Below are 20,820 nucleotides of genomic sequence, written 5' to 3'. Positions count from 1 at the left end.
AAAATGCTCAAACTAATAGAATTTATAAGGGTTTCGACCTTTGCAAAGCACCTGGGCGAGCTGCTAAGCCAAACCCCGCATTGCGGGATTATCTTGAAAATTTGCTTGCATAATTTACCTTGACGAAATGATTTTAAACGGCTATACTATTGTTTGCGGTTTCGTTTCCGGGGTATGGCGCAGCCTGGTAGCGCGCACCCTTGGGGTGGGTGAGGTCGCAGGTTCAAATCCTGTTACTCCGATAGAAGCCGGCGGCATCCCTCTAACGTGATTAGAGGGATGCTTTTTTTATAGTCTGATCTTAATCTTCCAACCTTCGATTTTTATACAGAGGAGGATAAAAATGAAAAATGTGCTTTGCCTCGCTTCAGGCCTGCTAATCATTGTTTTAACTTACTATTTACATAGTATCAGTTCCTCATTGGCCTATAGCGCAGGAACCGCACCGCCTTCAGCTGTCTTTGCTGTAATCCAGTATCTGGCGGGAGCTGCCCTGGTATTGATGGGGCTGATCTCCAAAGAGACTTAGTTGCTTGAGAATCCGCCAAGTTAATCTCTGCTTGTACGGAATTCCGAGCAGTTGACATGTTAAGTATTTTCCCGCATGATTAGGTGGACAGGCTGCGAGAATGCAAGATTTACCCGTACGTTTTGAGTATAAGATGGGAGGACGCCGACTTGAACTGTGAAGGAGATTTTTTTGTCATTAAGGCCAAAGAAAACGGAGTTCATGTCATTGGTTTGACAAGAGGACAAGACACCCGGTTCCATCATACGGAGAAGCTGGATAAGGGCGAGGTCATGCTGGCTCAATTTACGGAGCATACGTCTGCAATCAAAATTCGTGGGAAGGCTGAAATTCTGACTAAGCACGGAGTTGTAGACACAGATGAATAATTTTAGGGAAATGCAGGCATAGCCTGCATTTTTTCTTTGTACAATGGTGGTAGGCAGGCTGTGAAGCTTACAGTTTGATGAAGGCCAAAGGGGGGAGCAGGTACCCGTAATGGCCAATCGGGGGAGGGAACTTCTGAATGAAAAGGCCAACCACAATTTTAACAGTGTGTCTAATGACTGCTGCTATCGCTTTTTTGCTCAGCTTACTGCCCCAATGGGAGAGGATTAATGCGATGAATGAAAGGGAAGTTGCTGCTTTTAAAGAAACACTTTCTTCAAAGCTGACGGATGACAATCTGGTGGATAAGCTTACCCAGGTCCGTTTGCAGCTCGCTCTGCGAAAGGTCCAGCTCCATGACGGGATTTTGTCCATCGACTTGGCCGCGCCTCCGAATGTTGCCTCTAGCAGGGTATATCAAGATTTATATGAGCTGGTCAGGTTTGCTCTCGGGGATCATGGTAATGTCAAGCAGCTTCTTGTTCGGATTATGGAAACCAAGGATCGTCAGGAACGTGACGGGCAGCTGCTGATCGCTTTGGATGCCAGAAGTCATGACGACTTTTTGCCGTTCCCAGCCAAGGAGAGTGGAACAAGTGAACTGCGTCAGTATTTGCAGTCCAGCTTCACGATAACCTATACCCAAGCCTGGAAAGAGATTCATCCCTATTAGGGTATGGAGGGGGCCGATAGGGGGAGAAAGTACAGCAAAATCGTCATATTTTAACCTTATGAAATAAGGTTAGACTATGCTATAATTGGATGTTGTATATTTCAATCCAATTAATCATTTATTCTATTCAGGTTGGAAGCTTCGGAGGCCCCAAATGACAATATCCCGAATTCAAGCGATGGCGAAGCCTTACATGGACTATGATATGATACAGAATCATACCGATTTGCCGGAGTTTCCGGAATCTAGAACGACACTTCTGCATCTATTTTTACAAGCCGGCGGCGTTGAGGAGAGCAATCGCGACTTGTATGCTTTAGTGACCTCTCTCGTGCAGGTGGCGCTTGACACTCACGAGCGGATAACGGAATCAGGCGGCAAGGAAGGCTCAAAGCAGAAGCTGTCCTTGCAGCTTGGTGTTTTAGCTGGAGACTATTTCAGTTCCAGGTTCTATCATTTGCTATCCCAGGCAGGACAAATTCAGCAGATTCAGCAGCTTGCCGCGGCAATCTGCGAGGTGAACCGGATGAAGATGGATTTATATTTGAGCATGAAATCCCGCCGTCTTACACCGGAGGACTACCTGCAGCAGATGGTCGCGATACAAATGCAGCTGTTTTTGTCCTTTACGCCAATGCTGAGCAAGCGGCATCAGCAGTGGTGGCCTGAATTGCTGCTGGCATTTACCCGTTGTGATGTCCTCGTAAGTGAACGGCTGCGTATGAACTCAACCTTGGAGTTTGCCGGCAGCTGGGCCTATTGGCAGCTGCTGAGCAAGGTTAATCGGGAGGAACATAGTTATCTGGTTGCTGCCCAGCCAGAGCATCTCAAGGTTCGTGCATTAATTCACAAATATGAGCTTTTATCGAAAATGGATGACTTGCTGGATACTCAATTAGAGCTCGTTAAGGAAAGCATCGGGCAGCTCGACGACACTTTGTTAGTTGAAGGCCTGTGGCCGCTCCTGGAGCTTTACGATAGACAATGGACCGGACAAGCCTTGGTCAAGGAATGGTGAGGGGAGAAGATGGAGATGGAGATGAAGTCGAAGGAGCAGTTCGTCCATTCTGTATTTGAGAGTATCGCCCCGAAGTATGATATGATGAACGACATTCTTAGCTTCCGTCGGCATAAGGCGTGGAGAGCTTTTACGATGAAAAAAATGAATGTTTCGCCAGGCAGCCATTCGCTCGATTTGTGCTGCGGTACTTGTGACTGGACGATTGATCTGGCCAAAGCAAGCGGAAGCGGCAGCGTGGTTGGGCTGGATTTCAGTCAGAATATGCTGGACTATGGGGCTATAAAGGTAAAAAATGCCGGACTGGAAGATCAGATCACGCTAGTTCGCGGTAATGCAATGGAGCTGCCATACGAAGACAACACCTTTGATTATGTGACGATTGGCTTTGCTCTTAGAAACGTCCCGGATGTGGATCAGGTGCTGAGTGAAATGCTGCGAGTCGTCAAGCCCGGCGGCAAAGTCGTTTCCTTGGAGCTGTCCAAGCCTACCTGGCAGCCGTTCAAAGCGATTTACTATTTTTATTTTAAGCACTTGCTCCCTTTGCTGGGCAAATTAATTGCTAGAAGGCATGAGCAGTACAAGTGGCTCCCGGAATCCTTGGTTGATTTCCCTAACCATAAGGAGCTGGCGGACCGCCTTCGCGCTATTGGCATGGAGAGGGTAGAGGTATACCCCTTGATGAGCGGAATCGCTGCTTTGCATATTGGACATAAAGCTAACTAATCGAAGGTGATCTGGCATGTTAAGAAAAGTCTCGATATTTATGGAAATGATCAAATTTGAGCATACGCTCTTCGCCCTTCCGTTTGCTTACATGGGAGCATTGCTGGGGGCCTTTGTTATGTTTGGAGAGTTTCCTACCTGGGCACAGATTGGCTGGATTACAGTCGCCATGGTAGGAGCGCGCAGTGCGGCAATGGGACTGAACCGGGTCATCGACCGGGTTATCGACAAGAAGAACCCGAGAACAGCCGGAAGAGCTATTCCAGCCGGATTATTGGGCTCCAAGGAAGTTTACATTTTTATAGCCGTGTCTTTTGTTCTGCTGTTTATTGCTGCTTCTCAGCTTACCGTTTTGGCTATGCAGCTGCTGCCGGTTGCGGTTTTTTTTCTTGTCATCTATTCCTATACGAAACGATTTACCTGGGCTTGCCATCTCGTGTTAGGCATGACTATAGCGCTCGCGCCATTGGGGGCATGGGTAGCGGTAACCGGGGAGATTAATTGGACGGCGATGGTGTTTTATATCGCTATTGCCTTATGGACGGCTGGCTTCGATATTGTGTATGCCTGTCAAGATCTTGAATTTGACCGCAAGGAAGGGCTGTATTCCATACCTAGCCGCTTTGGGCTCTCCGCATCGCTTTGGATCGCCAAGATTTTCCACTTTGTGACGGCGATAGGCTTGTTTGCTTTATTCTTTATGATTGATGCATTGGGCTGGTGGTATTTCGCCGGTTTGGTCATCGCCTGTGTCATCCTGATTTATGAGCATGCCATTATTTCTCCTAGGGACATGTCCAAAGTTAATGTATCCTTTTTTACAATGAACGGGGCCTTGAGCGTCGTTATGTTCTGCTTTACGCTAATTGATTTGGTGGTGACATAATGTCCGACAAATGGGTGTTAGGCTTCACTGGGGCGAGCGGTATTATCTATGGAGTAAGGCTGTGTCAGGAGCTGTTAAAAAGAGGAAACACCGTTCATCTGGTCATTACAGACGCCGGCTGGAGAGTATTGGGGGATGAGCTCGGCTGGGCCGCATCCCAAAGAAAGCAAATGCTTCAGGAACATTTGGTTCCATGGGGCGGAGAGCTCGTCTATCATCCGCTGCAGGACATCGGGGCCAGCATAGCGAGCGGGACGCACTTAACAAAAGGCATGGTCGTTATTCCCTGCTCGATGGGAACCTTATCGGGAATAGCCCATGGAGCATCCGATAACCTGCTCAAGCGGGCCGCTGACGTAATGATGAAGGAAAACCGGCGCTTAATAATCGTGCCGAGGGAGACACCTCTGCATGCTATCCACTTGGAAAACATGCTTACCTTGTCGCGGATGGGGGCGCGAATCATTCCTGCGATGCCGGGTTTTTATCATCATCCGGCATCAATTGAGCAGTTGGTCGACTTTATGGTCGGCAAAGTGCTGGATGCGATGGACATCGAGCACGATTTATTCGTGAGATGGGGAGAGCGAGATGAACAACAATCTTAGAAAACTTCACATAGGCAGGATTAATTTTACGAATGTTTGGCCAATCTTTTATTATTTCCCTTTATCGCAGTTTGCAGAAGAGGTTGAGCTGATGCTGGAGGTTCCCACCAGCCTGAACAAAGCACTGGCTGAAGGACGGATCGATATGGGACCGATCTCGTCATTTGCCTATGGTGAGAATAGCCGAAACTATGTGCTGTTTCCCGATTTGTCAGTCAGCGCGCTAGGCAAGGTAAATTCCATCCTGTTATTTCATCGTGAACCGCTGGAGCAGATCGTGAATGGCACGATTGCGCTTCCGACTACATCGGCGTCTTCAGTAAATTTGCTGAAAATCATTATCGCAAAGTATTACGGCGGAAATCCTACATATTTCTATGCTTCGCCATCTTTAAATGATATGATGAAGTCGACTGATGCAGCTCTGTTGATTGGAGATGATGCAATTCGCGAAAGCTGGCAGGATCGCGGCTTCCAGGTTACGGATTTAGGCGAATTATGGCATCGGCTAACCGGCCGTTCCATGACATTTGCCGTATGGGCTGTACGCGAGCAGGTCGTCAAGGAACAGCCGGAATTGCTGCAGCGAGTGCTCGAAGCTTTTCAATGGAGCAAGAGCAAGGGGATGGCTGATCCACAGGAAATGATTGCGGAGGCCCAGCAAACTATTGGAGGTACAGCCTCCTATTGGGAACATTATTTCTCGCAGCTTACCTATGATTTTGGCCCTGCTCAATGGGAAGGGCTGCGGTTGTACTTTCAGTATGCCTGGGAATTAGGCCTGCTGGAGGAGCCGGCCCATTTGCGAATCTGGCAAAATAAAACCGTCATACAGGTGAACGAATGAAAATTTTAGATTTATATGCGAGAATGAAAAAAGATTTATCCTTTATAGAGAAAGAGCTGGAGAAAAATGTGGATTCCGATCATCCTGAACTGAGAAAAAGCTCCGCTCATCTGCTTAAAGCAGGAGGCAAGAGGCTGCGGCCCATATTCGTATTGCTGGCGGGACAGTTTGGCCAATACGATATAAACAGGCTTAAGTATATTGCCGTTTCGCTGGAATTAATTCATATGGCGACGCTGGTGCATGACGATGTAATCGATGATGCGGACACCCGCAGGGGGCAGCTTACCGTCAAGTCCAAGTGGGACAACCGCGTTGCGATGTATACGGGTGACTATATCCTGGGTAAAGCGCTTGGTGTTGTCACCCAGCTCCCTAATCCGCAAATTCATCAGATTATGTCCCACGCCATGGTGGAAGTATGTATTGGAGAGATGGAGCAAATCCGCTTTTTTTACAACACCAACCAGACCGTGCGCAATTATTTGCTGAGAATCAAGCGCAAAACGGCTCTGCTGATTGCGGTCAGCTGCCAATTGGGAGCGATTGCAGCTGGAGCCTCTAAGGAGGTGTCGGATCAGCTGTACCGCTACGGGTACTCGGTTGGCATGGCCTTTCAGATCCGCGATGACCTGCTGGACATCATCGGCTCAGAGAAAGAATTGGGCAAGCCGCCCGGAAGCGATATTAAGCAGGGCAATATAACGCTGCCGGTGCTTTATGCTCTGCAGGAGGACGAGGTCAGGGAAGAACTGATCCTAGATATCGACCGTGTGCGCAAAGCCAAAGGGCAAATGGATGTAGCTCCTATTCTCCAGAAGGTAAAGCAAACGTGCGGGATGCACCGGGCAGAGTCTTTAGCAGCCCGTTATATTGATCGAGCGATCGAGGCGATCTCATCACTTCCAGATATACAAGCAAAAAAAGATTTGACCAAAGTTGCTCATTTTGTAGGAAATCGTTCATATTAAAACGAATACTCATTGACTGAAACCTAAAAAAACAGTTCAGGAGGAATGTACAATGCAGCAAACCTTATTGATGGTCAAACCGGATGGAGTACAGCGTGGTGTCATTGGTGAAATTATAAGCCGCTTCGAAAGAAAAGGATTTCAGCTGGTAGCGGCCAAGCTGCTTCAGGTTACGGAGGAGCAGGCCCGCTTTCATTATGAGGAGCATGTAGGCAAGCCGTTTTTCGCAGACCTGGTTTCCTTTATTACATCGGGGCCAGTCTTTGCCATGGTTTGGAAGGGTGATGATATTATTCCATTATCCCGTGCCGTCATCGGGAAGACGAATGTGCTGGAGGCCGCACCAGGAACGATACGCGGTGATTATGCCGCCCATACGAATTTTAACTTGATTCACGGCTCAGATTCACCAGAGAGCGCAGCGCGCGAGATTGGCAATTTTTTTGCTCCGGAAGAGCTGGTCAGCTATGAAAAAACGTTAAATCGCTGGATTTAAATTCCGATAAATCAGTTAGAGAGGCTTTATTCGGGATTTAGAACAAGACTCTCCAATTAGGACAAGCGTGTGCTTGATGAGAGGAGTCCGGACTTGGAGGATAGAGATTTTTCCTATTTTACGGAGCAGTTCAAGGCCATGACGGCTATCGACTTGAATTTGTACAAGGAAGCTCAGATGAAGCGCAGATTAACGATGTTTCGGCAGAAGAAAGGCTTCGCCAGCTTTCAAACCCTCCTGGGTGAGATGAGAACCAATAAACAATTATTAAATGAAATGCTGGACCGAATGACTATTAATGTGTCTGAGTTTTTTCGTAATCCCGAACGGTGGAGCACATTGGAGAAGGAATTTGTAATCCCAATGCTGCAGAAGCTGCCGGACGGTTCAAAGCTGAAATTTTGGAGTGCTGCCTGCTCCTCAGGCGAAGAGCCGTACACCTTAATGATGCTGCTCGATCGGCTTGGTGCCGTTAACAAATCAGAGGTTCTGGCTACCGATCTGGACAAGGCCATTCTGAACAAAGCCATGCAGGGGAGCTATGTCGAACGGGCGCTAAGAGAGGTTTCTTCAGATCTAAGAAAGCTCTATTTTACCTATGATCAAGGGATGTACCACTTCAGTCCTCAGTTGAAGAGCAAAGTGGTCTTTCGTCAGCATAATTTGCTGGAGGATTCTTTTGAGAACGGGTTTGATTTGATCATTTGCCGCAATGTGATGATTTATTTTACAGAAGAGGCCAAGCGCAAGCTGTACCAAAAATTTGCCACCGCTCTAAAGCCTGGCGGAATATTGTTTGTGGGCAGCACAGAGCAAATCTTTACGCCCGCCATTTATAATCTGGAGCCGGCCGATACGTTTTTTTATCGCAAAATGGCGACACGAGTATAATCTTTTCCATCCCTTCCCATAATACATACTAACAGGCAACCATTATTAACCGGGCATTTGCCTAAATCCCAGCTAACCTTTGAAGCGTAGCTGCCGATTTAAGGCGGATATCCATACTGAAGGATGCAAAATGCTCAACCAGATCTTGATTGCATGGGTTGCCGCTGCTTATTCCCCATGCATGGATGATCGAAGGGAATAGGCGCAAGGAGGATTGTACGATGGATAAACGTAAAGTGATTGCGGCTTATCAAAGAGGGTTCATTACGATTAAAGAATGCGCCCAAATTCTAGGGATTGATTCCATGGAAATTATGGGGATGGTAAGCAAACCCATTTCCCAGGAAAAGCTATCGGCTCCACGGAGACGCAAGCAACCGGTAAACAGCTGACGCTTACCGGCCAGAGCCGATAGCGGATAACTTAACTTGCAGGTTATATAAGTTTTGTGACCATCACGCACTCGGATGCTGCTAACCGGGTGCGTTTTTTTGTTGAATATAGAATGGGAAGTTTCCCTGGAGTAACCTTGATGTTGTTTGAGTAGATATCGAGGTGAAAGCTTCTCTTTGCGGGGTCGTTGTAGTGATACAGCGTTTGTGATAAGGCGGCGATTAGTTCAACCGCCCAGACTATTGTGATATGATTAGCTACATGGATGCCGGGTTGCGGGAAACTTTCTTGTCAAAAGACCCAGGCTGTACTATAATTAGCACATAAAAGCGCTAAAGTGCGAAAACAAACATGGTCTTTCGGCCACAACTCAAGCATGAACATGGCTAAGGATTGATAGGATTAGCGTGCCTTCAGCCTGCATTTTGAACGACGTACCGAATTATCGTACAAATGCAAGTGATTGAGGTGCGATTTCCCGAGATTTCCGAAGATTGCCCGTCATGCGAGGGTTTACTTTCAAAGTAAATTTAACGGAAGCGGAATATGAGGGGGAACGGATTTGAGATACTTAACAGCAGGTGAAACACATGGTCCACAGTTGACCGCGATTATAGAAGGAATGCCGAGCAATCTGGAGCTGTCGGCGGAAGTCGTTAATGAGCAGCTTGCGCGCCGCCAGAAGGGCTACGGACGCGGATTGCGGATGCAAATTGAGAAAGACACGGTTCAATTGCTGGGCGGTGTTCGCCATGGTCAGACCACTGGTGCGCCAATCGCTCTTGTTGTGGAAAATAATGACTGGAAGCATTGGACACGGGTGATGGGAGCCGAGCCGCCTACGGAAGAAAATGAAGGCCGCAGACGATTAAACCGCCCTAGACCGGGGCATGCCGATCTTAATGGGGGCATCAAATATAATCAGCGGGATTTGCGCAATATTCTGGAGCGCTCCAGTGCGAGAGAAACAACCATGCGTGTGGCTGTGGGGGCGATTGCCAAGCATTTTCTCGCCCAATTCGGGATCAAATGCGCGGTTCAAGTGGTACGCATTGGCGAAGTTGAGGTCGAGAGAAAAGATCTGCCGATCGATGATTTGATTCGCATCACCGAGGAATCGCCTGTACGCGTTGTCGATAAAGAGGCTGAGCAGCAAATCATTGCCGCCATCGATGCCGCCAAGAAAGACGGAGACACACTAGGTGGAATTGTAGAAGTGATCGTGGAAGGCGTGCCGATCGGCCTTGGCAGCCATGTACAGTGGGACCGCAAGCTGGACGGACGTATCGCTCAAGCCGTGCTGTCTATCCAAGCTTTCAAAGGGGTGGAGTTCGGCATAGGCTTCGAGGCTGGCAAACGCAGAGGCTCCAAGGTTCATGATGAAATTCACTATGATGAAAATCGCGGCTTTTACCGTTCGACGAATCGCGCAGGAGGATTTGAAGGCGGCATGACAAGCGGTGCACCGATTGTGGTTCGTGGCGTAATGAAGCCAATATCTACCCTGTACAAAGCGCTGCAAAGCGTAGATATCGATACGAAAGAAGCATTTACTGCTCAGGTGGAGCGTTCAGATACGTGTGCTGTACCGGCTGCCGGTGTGATTATGGAGAATGTGGTGGCATGGGAAGTCGCCCAAGCTTTCCTGGAGAAATTCGGCGGAGACTCCATGGAGGAGATTCGCGCAAATTACAATCAGTACCTGGCCCAAGTAGGTGCGTACTAATGAAAGAGCTGCTGGTTGATTTGGGTGAGAGGACTTATCCAATCTATTTTGGCTCCGGCATTATGCCGCACATCGGAGAGGCGTTTGTCAAACACGGCATTCGCCAATCCTCTCCGGTCCTCGTTGTATCCCAGGAACAGATTGCCCGCCATTATCTCGATGGGCTGAAGCAGTCCCTGGAGCAGGCCGGTTATACCGTAGCCGTAGGTTTGGTTCCCGATGGCGAGGCTTCCAAATCGCTTGCCCAATTGGAAGAGCTAATAACGATATGTCTGCAATCCGGATTGGACAGAAACTCGACCATCGTTGCCCTTGGGGGAGGCGTAGTCGGAGATTTGGCCGGCTTTGTGGCGGCAAGCTTCATGCGCGGCGTCCGGTTTGTCCAAGTGCCTACAACGATCCTGGCACATGACAGCAGTGTTGGCGGCAAGGTGGCGGTCAACCACCGCTTGGCCAAAAATATTATCGGAGCTTTCCATCAGCCCGCATTTGTCTATTATGACATCGACACATTGCAAACACTGCCGCCACGAGAAGTGCGTTCCGGTCTTGCCGAGGTCATCAAGGAAGGGTTGATCTGGGACGAGGCCTTTGTCGGATGGCTGAACGATAACGCCGCTCAGCTGCTTGCCCTCGAACCGCAGGCGCTGGAGTATGCGTTGTTCCGGGGCTGTCAGGTGAAAGCGGCAGTTGTCTCCGAGGATGAGAAGGAGAACGGGCTGCGGGCCATTCTTAATCTGGGGCATACGATAGGGCATGCCCTGGAAGCCGTTGCCGGCTATGGGGAATTGCTGCACGGGGAGGCGATCTCGATCGGAATGGTAGGATCAGCCAAATTGGCCGTCCGCCTGGGCTACCCGGAATCGATTCTGCATACGACGCGCGGGCTTCTGCAGCGCTTTGAGCTTCCCACTGCAATTCCGGCTCATTTGGATGAAGAGCGGATCATGAAGTCCTTGATGCATGATAAGAAATTCAAAGACGGCAATATGGTGTTTATCATCCCTACACGGATCGGACAAGTGGAAATCAACAAGCATATTTCCCCCGATTGGGTTAGAGAAACGATACGCGAGCTAAAAGGGGAGGAATAACGATGTGGGTTCGGGGAATTCGCGGCGCAACAACCGTACAAAATAATGAAGAAAATGAAATTTTGCAAGCAGCGGTAGAGTTAATGAATGAATTGATCGTCAAAAACGAGGTTCATCCTGAAGATATTTGCAGTGTATTCGTGACGACCACACAGGATTTAACTGCTGCATTCCCCGCCAAGGCAATTCGCCAAATGCCGGGGTGGGAGCTTGTACCGCTGATGTGCTCACTGGAAATTCCGGTGCAGCCCAGTCTGCCCAAATGCATTCGCTTCATGGTTCATGTGAATACCAACAAGCGTCAGGACGAAATCCATCATATTTTCCTAAACGAAGCGCAGAGCTTGCGGCCGGATATTGTCAAAACGGAGTAGTGTTTGCTGACCCGAATTTATGGAAAACAGTTGACGGGTCCGGCTTGCGTCAGGTATAGTAGGAGAAGTATAGGTTGACATTGTCAACCGTCAGTACCTAGATTGAGTTTCAGAGTAGAGAACAGTAGAGTAGAGATTAGTGTGTTGAGATGAGATGAGGATTTATCGTGAAACCAGGTGTTGTCAGTGCAGAGAGAAGGGCTCTTTCTTGCTGCAGCGAGCGCCTTTATTTGTCCGTATCTCAGGTATAATACTAATCATTTACATACAAACCTCTACTTATGCGAGTAGAGGTTTTTTTGTTTTTCCCGAGGAAATTTTAGGCGCTGGCCTTATTCGTGGCACTAAGGGAGTTCCGCTCCGTGCGGAATAGTGCCTAATCCGCATCTTGCGTGTTCCCGACAAAGATAGCTGCCATGCCCTGTTGTAATGCTTAGCCGAATACAGTTACAAGGAGAGAATGCCCATGTACAGCCCGAGTGTTGAAGAAACGACCCGACTAGCAGGAAAGTATAACCTGATTCCGATCGTCCGCCGCCTGCTAGCGGATACGGAAACTCCAATAAGGCTATTCCAGCATTTTTATGATGAACCGAATGCGTTTTTGCTGGAAAGTGTAGAGGGTGGTGTGAAATGGGCTCGTTACTCATTTATTGGCACAGATCCTTTCATGGTGCTTAAAGCGAAGGATGGCGTCTTGTCCATAACAAGAGAAGGGGAAACCGAGACGTTTCGGGATAAGCCGCTGGATGCTTTAAAATTGAGGCTTCGCTCATACCGCAGTCCGAATTTGCCGGGCTTGCCGAGGTTTACCGGGGGGGCAGTAGGTTTTTTTGGCTATGATTTAATTCAGTACTATGAAAAGCTTCCCAAGCACCGCAATGATGACCTGGGAACCAGCGATATGCATTTTATGTTCTGTGACCAGGTGATCGTCATGGATCACTTCAAACAGCAAATTCTCGTTGTGGCCAATGCCCATCTGCCGGAGGGGGCCAGCGATGAAGAAATCCGCAGCATTCATGAACAAACCTGCCGCAAAATCGATGAAATCGTGCAGCGTTTGCAAAAGCCGGTATATTCGACAAGCATAACGAGAAGTGTTAATTCGGAGGAGGTAGAGCTGGGCGAGCTCTGCTCCAATATGACCAGGCAGCAGTATATGGACAATGTCGTTCAAGCGAAGGAGTATATTCGTGCAGGTGATATTTTCCAGGTTGTGCTGTCCCAACGCTTTGAGATCGAAACGAAAGTATCCCCGCTGCATGTATACAGGGTGCTTCGCACAATGAACCCTTCTCCATATATGTACTATTTAAAAATGGGAGAAGAAGTGATCGTTGGCGCCTCTCCCGAATTGCTTGTGCGGGTGGAGGAAAGCAAAGTAGAGACTAGGCCGATCGCCGGCACGCGTCCGCGGGGCAGCACTCCGGAAGAGGATGCGCTGCTTGAACAGGAGCTTCTGGCCGATGAGAAGGAACGGGCGGAGCATTTGATGCTCGTAGATTTGGGACGCAACGACATTGGCCGCGTATCACGCTTCGGCAGTGTGCATTGTGACAGTTACATGGAGGTAGAGCGGTACTCGCATGTTATGCACATCGTATCCAACGTCGTTGGCGAGCTTCGAGAAGATAAAGATTTTTATGATGCCTTTATCTCCTGTTTACCGGCGGGCACTGTTTCAGGAGCACCGAAAATCCGCGCTATGGAAATCATCGCAGAGCTGGAAAACGAACGAAGAGGACCGTACGCCGGGGCTATCGGCTATCTGGGCTTCTCGGGCAATATGGATACTTGTATTACAATCCGGACAATCGTATTCAAGAATGGCAAAGCCTATGTCCAAGCAGGAGCGGGGATTGTTTGGGATTCGGTTCCGGAAAAAGAGTATGAGGAAACTGTAAACAAGGCTAAGGCGATGCTGAAGTCAATCCGTACCGCAGAAGAGATGTTCGGGCAGAGGCAGCCTGTGGCGCCGGCTAATTCAGATTACTAAACCGGTTCGCTCAAGCAGTGCGGAACTAATTCATGATTAAGGACATCGAATCTGCATCCCGAAAATTATTTAAGTGAACACATGGGTGCATGCGGTTTTCCATTATCGGTTTTCGGGCAATAAACTTTCGATTTGGGGAAAGGATGGGGACGTTGATGATGATCAAATCAGCAATTGGCAAGGTGATGCAGCGGCAGGATTTAAGCCGGGAAGAGGCCAGGCAGGTTATGCGCGAAATGATGAACGGGGAAGCGACACCCGCACAAATTGGCGGCTTGGTCATGGCTCTGGCCATGAAGGGGGAAACGGCAGAAGAAATTACCGGCTTGGCGGAGACGATGAGAGCGATGTCCAACCGGGTGGACACGGTGAATAATGGCCTGCTCGATACTTGCGGTACGGGTGGCGATGGCGCCAGTACCTTTAACATTTCGACCGCTTCTGCGATTTTAGCGGCAGCAGGCGGCATTCGGGTCGCGAAGCACGGAAATCGCGCCATGTCCAGCAAATGCGGCAGTGCGGATGTGCTTGAAGCCCTTGGGGTGAGCATTCAATTGGACGGGGATCAGGCTTCCAGATGTTTGGAGCAAATCGGCATTTGCTTTATGTTCGCCCAGCATTATCATCCTTCCATGAAGCATGCTGCCGGACCGCGCAGAGAGCTGGGCGTCCGTACCGTGTTCAATCTGCTTGGCCCGCTTACCAATCCCGCTGGGGCAGATCGCCAGCTGCTTGGAGTGTTTGACCGCTCTAAAACGGAATTGATTGCTCAAGTGCTTAAATCCTTGCAATTAACAAGAGGGATGGTTGTTTCCAGCCATGACGGACTGGACGAAATCAGCATATCGGCCCCAACTCAAGTAACGGAATTGAAAGATGGAAGCCTGTCTACTTATACGATCACACCTGAAGAGCTGGGATTAAGCACATACCCGCTCGAGCAGGTCGCAGGAGGCGATGCTGTGCAGAATGCGGCGATCATTCGTTCCATTTTCGGTGGAACCAAGGGTGCCTACCGGGATATCGTGCTAGCCAATGCGGGAGCCTGCTTCTATGTGGCCGGGCGTTGCCCGTCCCTGACGGATGGTGTAAAATTGGCCGGAGAGCTTATCGATTCCGGCCAGGCGATGAGCAAGCTGGATCAACTAATTACTTGTACAGGAGAATTAAGCCATGTATCTTGATCGCATAGTAGCAACCAAGAAGGAAGAAGTAGAACACTTGAAAAGCCAGTTTTCCCTGGGGCAAGCGGAAAAGAATATTTCGCAGCTGCCGGATACGAAAGGCTTCCGGAGAAAACTCATGAAAGATGGCCGGAACCGCAGCCTGGGACTGATTGCAGAGGTCAAGAAAGCCTCGCCTTCAAAAGGCTTGATTCGTGCGGACTTCGATCCGGTGTTGCTTGCTGTTCAGTACGAAGAAGCGCAAGCGGACTGCATTTCCGTTTTAACAGATGAGCAGTACTTTCAAGGCAGCGCCCAGTATTTGCAGGCGATTCGTGAAGCTGTGCGGGTGCCTTTGCTTCGCAAGGACTTTACAATCGATTACCGGCAAGTATACGAAGCCCGCTTGCTGGGAGCGGATGCTGTATTATTGATTGCCGCTATTTTGAGCAAGGATGAAATGAAGGAACTGCTTGCTCTAAGCAGGGATCTGGGCATGGATACTCTTGTTGAGGTGCATGATCGGAGAGAGCTGGAAACAGTGCTGGAGCTGGATGCGGATTTGGTCGGAATTAACAACCGAAACCTGAAGACGTTCGTTACGGACCTCAAGACTACCGAGGAGCTGATTGCCTATATTCCGCAGGAGACCGTAATTGTCAGTGAAAGCGGAATTTCCAAAGGTGAGGAAATTGCCTATCTGTCCTCGCTTGGAGCAGATGCTGTGCTTGTTGGAGAAACTTTCATGCGCAGGGCCGATGTTAAGGAGGCTGTAAGCAGCCTGATGGGATTACCGGCGGAAAAGGGGCTTGGGCATGACAGGTAACGCCCCGACAGCAATCAAAATTTGCGGACTGCAAACGGAACAGGTGATACGCGATATTCAATCTTTGCCGATAACATACATCGGCTTAGTTTTTGCCCCGAGCCGCCGTCAGGTTACAGCTCAGCAGGCGGCTAAACTGATACGGGCGGTCAAAGAGTCGCCTGAACCGCTCAGGCCCAAAGCGGCAGGCGTTTTTGTCAATCCAACTCTGGAGCTTCTCGAGCAAACGATGGAGGAAGCGCAGCTGGATGTCATTCAATTGCATGGGCAGGAAAGTCCTGCTTTTTGCACTCAAGTACAGCAGCGGTTCGGAGTCGACATTTTTAAAGCCATTTCCTTCTCAGCTGCCTCGGCATGCTCTGCCTCTGAACCAGTAAGACCAGCTGCATGGCAAGTGGCGGAATACGGGAATAGTGTGAGCGCTCTGCTGCTGGACACTCATGACCCGGTTCATGGCGGGGGCAGCGGAAAGACATTTTCCTGGGAGGTTATCCCTGAATTTTATGAGCAGGCCCATCAGGCGGGAATGAAGCTGTTTATAGCCGGCGGACTAAATCCCGAGAACGTGAGCAGATTACTGGATACGTATGATCTTGACGGGGTTGATATATCCAGCGGTGTGGAAACAGATGGAGTGAAGGATGTTAACAAAATCAAACAATTTGTGAGAAGGGTGATCGGATTATGAATCAGTTGCCAGATGAACATGGCCGGTTCGGTGCTTTCGGCGGGCGGTATGTTCCGGAAACGTTAATGAATGCACTGCTGGGGCTGGAAAAGGCCTACCGGCATTATAGTCAGGACAGAGACTTTATTGAAGAGCTGCAGGAGCTGCTCCGGCAGTACTCTGGGAGGCCTACTCCGCTGTATTACGCCAAGCGGCTGAGTGAACATCTCGGCGGAGCCAAAATTTATTTGAAGCGCGAGGACTTGAATCATACTGGAGCGCACAAAATCAACAATACGATTGGCCAAGCATTACTGGCAAAGCGGATGGGCAAACAAAAGGTGATTGCCGAGACGGGAGCCGGGCAGCACGGGGTGGCGACAGCAACGATTGCGGCATTGCTCGGCATGGAGTGCAAGGTATTTATGGGGGAGGAGGATACTAAGCGGCAGCAGCTGAACGTGTTTCGGATGAATCTGCTGGGCGCCGAAGTTATTCCGGTCACTTCCGGTACGCGCACGCTCAAGGATGCCTGTAACGAAACGCTCCGCTATTGGGCGGCGAATGTTGAAGATACATTTTATATTCTTGGCAGTGTCACAGGACCTCATCCTTATCCGATGATGGTCCGTGATTTTCAGCGGGTCATTGGCGATGAGAGCCGCAAGCAAATTCTGGAAGCGGAAGGCCGGCTGCCTGACCTCGTCGTCGCTTGCGTAGGCGGAGGCAGCAACGCGGCTGGCATGTTCTACCCTTTCATTCAGGACAGCGAAGTGAAGCTCATGGGGGTGGAAGCCGCCGGTAAAGGCGTGGATACGGACGAGCATGCGGCTACGATGACTAAAGGCACCCATGGCGTGTTCCAGGGATCTCTCAGCTATGTGCTGCAGGATGAGTTCGGCCAGGTTCAGCCCGCTCATTCCATTTCCGCCGGCCTCGACTATCCGGGAATTGGGCCTGAGCATGCCTACTTGAAAGATTCCGGACGTGCTCAATATCTTCCGATAACTGATCAGGAGGCGATGGATGCTCTCCAGCTGCTGAGCCGCAAGGAAGGGATTATTCCGGCATTAGAGAGCGCCCATGCGATTGCCCAAACGATCAAGGTGGCGCCAACAATGGGGAAAGACCAGACAATTGTCGTGAGTCTTTCCGGCCGGGGGGACAAGGATGTCGAGTCAATCATGAATGTGCTGGGGGGAGACGCATAATGAATCGGATAGACGAAAGGTTTCAATCGCTAAAAGAAATGAATGGCACAGCGCTCATTCCCTTTATATCAGTGGGAGATCCTGACCCGCAAACGAGCGTAGAGATCATCCTCGAGCTGGAAGCGGCCGGAGCCAATATCGTCGAGCTGGGCGTGCCTTACTCTGATCCGCTGGCAGACGGACCGGTTATTCAGCGCTCGTCCCAGCGTGCTCTTGAGCATAAGATTACGATCGTCGACTGCATTCAAACAGCCCGCCGCTGCAGAGAACGGGGCAGTCAATTGCCATTTATTATTTTTACTTATTATAACCCGGTTCTCCAGCTTGGGCTTGAGCGGTTCTTTGATTTGCTTAAAGAAAATGACGTAAGCGGAATTATCATACCGGATCTGCCTATCGAGGAAAACGCTCCGGTTTTAAAGCTCGCGGAGCAGTATAATATTCATCTGATTCCACTGGTGGCCCCGACCTCCAAAGAACGGGTCCAGCGAATTGCCGGTGAGGCAACCGGTTTCGTCTATTGTGTCAGCTCACTGGGCGTTACCGGAACGAGGGCGAGCTTTTTTGAGGGGATCGATGAGTTTCTTGCTGCAGTGAAGGAAGCCAGCGATGTGCCGATAGCGCTAGGTTTCGGAATTTCCAACCGGGAGCAGGTGCTTAACTTCGCGCCCAAATGTGACGGAATTGTAGTAGGCAGCGCAATTGTTAGAACAATAGAAGAGGCGCTTCCACTGCTGCAGGATGAACAAACGAAACAACAGGGGCTCTTGCAAATTCGTGATTTTGTGCGACAATTAAAAGTGTAGGCGAATTAACTGTTTACTTAATTCTTTATACTTGAGGTGTTTGTCAATGCAGCCCAAAAAACATATTGTTCATCTGCCTGTCTATCAGCCGGGCAAACCGATTGAAGAAGTGAAGAAAGAGCTGGGATTAAGCGAGGTTATCAAGCTCGCTTCCAATGAAAATCCGTTCGGAAGCTCTCCGAAAGCGCAAGAAGCGATTGTCGCGGAATTAAGCAATACAAGCATCTATCCGGACGGTGGAGCGGTTCAGCTTACGGCTGAGCTGGCGCAGCGCTTTGATGTGAATCCGGATCAAATTATTTTCGGTGCAGGCTCTGATGAGGTGATCCTGATGATTGCCCGGGCTTTCTTTGAGCAGGGGGATGAGACCATCATGGCATCTCATACGTTCCCCCAGTATAAGCACAATGCCGAAATAGAAGGGGCGGTTTGCATTGAGGTCCCTTTGAATGACGGAACGCATGATCTCGATGCGATGGCCAGCCGGATTACAGACAAAACCAAGGTCATTTGGGTCTGCAACCCGAACAACCCAACAGGTACGATGGTTACACATGCGGAGATGGAACAATTTATGAGCAAGATTCCATCTCACGTGCTAGTTGTTTTGGACGAGGCATACGCCGAGTATAATATGACTGCCGAATATCCGGACGGCTTCGCTTTAATGAAGAACTACAAGAACCTTATTTTGCTTAGAACGTTCTCCAAAATTTACGGTTTAGCATCGCTTAGAATCGGATACGGAATCGGTCATGCTGACGTGATCCGATCGGTCAACCAAGTGCGCGAGCCGTTTAATACGTCCCGTTTCGGTCAAGCGGCAGCACTGGCAGCCGTACAGGACGAAGCGTTCATCCAGCAGTGCCGTGAAGCTAATGCCAAAGGCATTACATATTTAACTTCACAGTTCTCTGAGATGGGACTGTCCTATTTTCCGGCATACGGCAATTTTATTATGGTAGATGTGGGGCGTCCGGCTGGTCAAGTCTTTGATGGCTTGCTGCGCAAAGGCATAATTGTCCGCGGAGGGCATCAGCTCGATTTCCCGACGAAAATTCGGGTAACGGTAGGCAGTCAGGAACAGAATGAAAAATTTATCCAAGCGCTTGCATCCGTATTGGCCGAAGTGCCGGTACAAGCGTAGATTGAAGATAAGGTTGATTAGATGAATATAGGGATTACAGAAATCAATAAATCAACGGACAGCTCCGCTTTCACCAAAATTACGATTATCGGAGTTGGCTTAATGGGAGGCTCGCTCGCTCTTTGCTTTAAGGGCAAGCCGGGGGTTAAAATATGCGGGTTTTCTCCCAACCCGGACTCGGTTAACAAATATCTCCAGCGCGAAGTGGTGGATGAAGCGACTACTTCGCTCTCCGAGGCAGTGGAAGGCGCTGACTTTATTTTTCTTTGTGTTCCGGTTGGACGGCTGGATGAATATTTGGAACGTTTGCAGTGTCTTCCGCTGAAGCCTGGAGCGATTGTTACTGATGTGGGAAGCACTAAAGCTTCGGTAATGTCCAGTGCCCGCAAGTGGATTCCAGATGGGGTCCACTTTATTGGCGGCCATCCGATGGCCGGTTCGGAACGCTCGGGAGTTGAAGCGGCCTCTTCCTATTTATACGAGAATGCGTTTTATGTGTTGACTCCGATGGATTCGACCCCCTCAGAAGCTTATGAAAGATTAACCGGGCTATTAAGTCATACGCGCGCTCAAATTGTGCAGATGGATCCCGTCCAGCATGACCAGATTGTCGGGGCCATCAGTCATTTGCCGCATATCATAGCTGTAGCGCTCGTGAATCAGGTTGTTGATTATAACGAAGCGAACACTTTGTATGAGAATTTGGCTGCTGGCGGCTTCCGTGATTTTACGAGGATTGCGGCCGGAGATCCGGTGATGTGGCGGGATATACTCGTTAACAATCGTGATGTAATGCTCGAGCTTTTGCGTGACTGGAATGAGCGCATGGAGCAATTTGTGCAAATGCTTGAGCAAGCAGACGGCCAAAGTATCGAACAGGCCTTTCAGCGTGCGGGGCATTTCCGCAACAAATTGCCGGAAAGGCGCAAGGGCGTTTTGGTGGCGACTTATGACCTGTATGTGGATGTTCCGGACCATCCGGGAATTGTCGGAAAGCTGGCGACCCGGCTCGGGGAAGCAGGCATTAATTTGAGCAACATTCAAATTTTGGAGAGCAGGGCAGATGCCCCGGGCATATTAAGGCTGTCCTTTCGGGACGAGCAGCATTTCGAACGTGCTGTGCAGCTATTGAAGCCGGAATATTCGGTACATGTTTAACAAGAAAAGGCCTCCTTCGGGAGGCTTGTGTACAAAAAAATAAAACGTTTACAAAAAAAGCGTTGACTTTTTGAAAACGGATACATATAATAAAAGTACAGTATGGTTTCTCTCCACTCCTATCCGAATTGCACGACTGTGCAGCCACCGATTTATCGGTGGTTTTTTTTGCGTTTTTTACTCGCTTGTTGTTTTTTCCCGAGCTAGATAAAAAAATTTGAACGGCAGACCGGTTATGTTATTTG

23 protein-coding genes and 1 tRNA gene are annotated in these 20,820 nt (G+C 49.4%); all 24 read left to right on the top strand.

Translation table 11 applies throughout. The annotated features are described in order from the left end of the window. Positions 1-168 precede the first annotated feature (168 nt). The 24 genes from PSHG_RS14170 to PSHG_RS14055 all read left to right on the top strand — a co-directional run bounded on the left by PSHG_RS14170 (position 169) and on the right by PSHG_RS14055 (position 20,575). Positions 169-242, top strand: a tRNA-Pro gene (locus PSHG_RS14170). A gap of 101 nt (positions 243-343) precedes the next feature. Continuing rightward, positions 344-529: a hypothetical protein gene (locus PSHG_RS14165; RefSeq protein ID WP_010273869.1), complete on the top strand. Its 186-nt coding sequence runs from the start codon at positions 344-346 to the stop codon at positions 527-529. A 149-nt stretch (positions 530-678) separates the two neighbouring features. After that, complete coding sequence (gene mtrB / locus PSHG_RS14160; RefSeq protein WP_010273868.1) at positions 679-897, top strand: trp RNA-binding attenuation protein MtrB; 219 nt, start codon at positions 679-681, stop codon at positions 895-897. 137 nt (positions 898-1,034) lie between these two features. Beyond that, the gene (locus PSHG_RS14155) at positions 1,035-1,568 is read left to right on the top strand and encodes a hypothetical protein (protein WP_010273866.1); all 534 of its coding nucleotides are present in this window, start codon (positions 1,035-1,037) and stop codon (positions 1,566-1,568) included. A 154-nt stretch (positions 1,569-1,722) separates the two neighbouring features. Further along, positions 1,723-2,586, top strand: a complete 864-nt coding sequence (locus tag PSHG_RS14150) for a heptaprenyl diphosphate synthase component 1 (protein ID WP_010273864.1) — start codon at positions 1,723-1,725, stop codon at positions 2,584-2,586. 15 nt (positions 2,587-2,601) lie between these two features. Further along, on the top strand, positions 2,602-3,312 hold the full coding sequence (locus PSHG_RS14145) for a demethylmenaquinone methyltransferase (protein WP_010273862.1): 711 nt from the start codon (positions 2,602-2,604) through the stop codon (positions 3,310-3,312). 16 nt (positions 3,313-3,328) lie between these two features. Next, entirely contained in the window at positions 3,329-4,198 is an 870-nt protein-coding gene (locus tag PSHG_RS14140) for a UbiA-like polyprenyltransferase (RefSeq protein ID WP_010273860.1), read from the top strand. Then, complete coding sequence (locus PSHG_RS14135) at positions 4,198-4,806, top strand: UbiX family flavin prenyltransferase (protein WP_010273858.1); 609 nt, start codon at positions 4,198-4,200, stop codon at positions 4,804-4,806. The genes PSHG_RS14140 and PSHG_RS14135 overlap by 1 nt, the downstream gene beginning before the upstream one ends. Then, on the top strand, positions 4,790-5,653 hold the full coding sequence (locus PSHG_RS14130; protein WP_010273856.1) for a menaquinone biosynthesis protein: 864 nt from the start codon (positions 4,790-4,792) through the stop codon (positions 5,651-5,653). Before PSHG_RS14135 ends, PSHG_RS14130 begins: the two co-directional genes overlap by 17 nt. Further along, positions 5,650-6,624 carry a heptaprenyl diphosphate synthase component II gene (hepT, locus tag PSHG_RS14125; protein WP_010273855.1) on the top strand — a complete coding sequence of 325 codons (975 nt, stop codon included), beginning with the start codon at positions 5,650-5,652 and terminating at the stop codon, positions 6,622-6,624. Before PSHG_RS14130 ends, hepT begins: the two co-directional genes overlap by 4 nt. A 52-nt stretch (positions 6,625-6,676) precedes the next feature. Beyond that, positions 6,677-7,120, top strand: a complete 444-nt coding sequence (gene ndk / locus PSHG_RS14120; RefSeq protein WP_010273851.1) for a nucleoside-diphosphate kinase — start codon at positions 6,677-6,679, stop codon at positions 7,118-7,120. Positions 7,121-7,213: 93 nt separating this feature from the next. Next, on the top strand, positions 7,214-8,011 hold the full coding sequence (locus PSHG_RS14115; RefSeq protein WP_010273849.1) for a CheR family methyltransferase: 798 nt from the start codon (positions 7,214-7,216) through the stop codon (positions 8,009-8,011). A 221-nt stretch (positions 8,012-8,232) separates the two neighbouring features. Then, positions 8,233-8,403: a hypothetical protein gene (locus PSHG_RS31030; RefSeq protein ID WP_010273847.1), complete on the top strand. Its 171-nt coding sequence runs from the start codon at positions 8,233-8,235 to the stop codon at positions 8,401-8,403. Between the two features lie 563 nt (positions 8,404-8,966). Further along, a complete protein-coding gene (gene aroC / locus PSHG_RS14105) occupies positions 8,967-10,130 on the top strand; it encodes a chorismate synthase (RefSeq protein WP_010273845.1) in 1,164 nt (387 codons plus the stop codon). Further along, a complete protein-coding gene (gene aroB, locus PSHG_RS14100) occupies positions 10,130-11,224 on the top strand; it encodes a 3-dehydroquinate synthase (protein WP_010273843.1) in 1,095 nt (364 codons plus the stop codon). The genes aroC and aroB overlap by 1 nt, the downstream gene beginning before the upstream one ends. Positions 11,225-11,226: 2 nt before the next feature. Then, complete coding sequence (gene aroH, locus PSHG_RS14095) at positions 11,227-11,598, top strand: chorismate mutase (RefSeq protein WP_010273841.1); 372 nt, start codon at positions 11,227-11,229, stop codon at positions 11,596-11,598. Between the two features lie 466 nt (positions 11,599-12,064). Next, positions 12,065-13,597, top strand: a complete 1,533-nt coding sequence (gene trpE / locus PSHG_RS14090; protein WP_010273838.1) for an anthranilate synthase component I — start codon at positions 12,065-12,067, stop codon at positions 13,595-13,597. A gap of 155 nt (positions 13,598-13,752) precedes the next feature. Further along, positions 13,753-14,781, top strand: a complete 1,029-nt coding sequence (gene trpD / locus PSHG_RS14085) for an anthranilate phosphoribosyltransferase (protein WP_010273835.1) — start codon at positions 13,753-13,755, stop codon at positions 14,779-14,781. Next, a complete protein-coding gene (gene trpC / locus PSHG_RS14080; protein ID WP_010273833.1) occupies positions 14,771-15,586 on the top strand; it encodes an indole-3-glycerol phosphate synthase TrpC in 816 nt (271 codons plus the stop codon). The genes trpD and trpC overlap by 11 nt, the downstream gene beginning before the upstream one ends. Beyond that, a complete protein-coding gene (locus PSHG_RS14075) occupies positions 15,576-16,274 on the top strand; it encodes a phosphoribosylanthranilate isomerase (RefSeq protein WP_010273830.1) in 699 nt (232 codons plus the stop codon). The genes trpC and PSHG_RS14075 overlap by 11 nt, the downstream gene beginning before the upstream one ends. Beyond that, complete coding sequence (gene trpB / locus PSHG_RS14070; protein WP_010273828.1) at positions 16,271-17,464, top strand: tryptophan synthase subunit beta; 1,194 nt, start codon at positions 16,271-16,273, stop codon at positions 17,462-17,464. The genes PSHG_RS14075 and trpB overlap by 4 nt, the downstream gene beginning before the upstream one ends. Further along, on the top strand, positions 17,464-18,270 hold the full coding sequence (gene trpA / locus PSHG_RS14065; RefSeq protein ID WP_010273826.1) for a tryptophan synthase subunit alpha: 807 nt from the start codon (positions 17,464-17,466) through the stop codon (positions 18,268-18,270). Before trpB ends, trpA begins: the two co-directional genes overlap by 1 nt. Positions 18,271-18,316: 46 nt before the next feature. Then, on the top strand, positions 18,317-19,417 hold the full coding sequence (gene hisC / locus PSHG_RS14060; RefSeq protein WP_010273823.1) for a histidinol-phosphate transaminase: 1,101 nt from the start codon (positions 18,317-18,319) through the stop codon (positions 19,415-19,417). 21 nt (positions 19,418-19,438) lie between these two features. Further along, entirely contained in the window at positions 19,439-20,575 is a 1,137-nt protein-coding gene (locus PSHG_RS14055) for a prephenate dehydrogenase (RefSeq protein ID WP_010273821.1), read from the top strand. The last annotated feature ends 245 nt before the right edge of the window (positions 20,576-20,820 follow it).

The organism is Paenibacillus senegalensis JC66 (genome assembly GCF_000285515.1).
In the GTDB taxonomy this organism is placed as follows: domain Bacteria; phylum Bacillota; class Bacilli; order Paenibacillales; family NBRC-103111; genus Paenibacillus_L; species Paenibacillus_L senegalensis.
The sequence above is the reverse complement of the archived record's forward strand: the minus strand, read 5'-3'. Positions and strand labels throughout refer to the sequence as shown.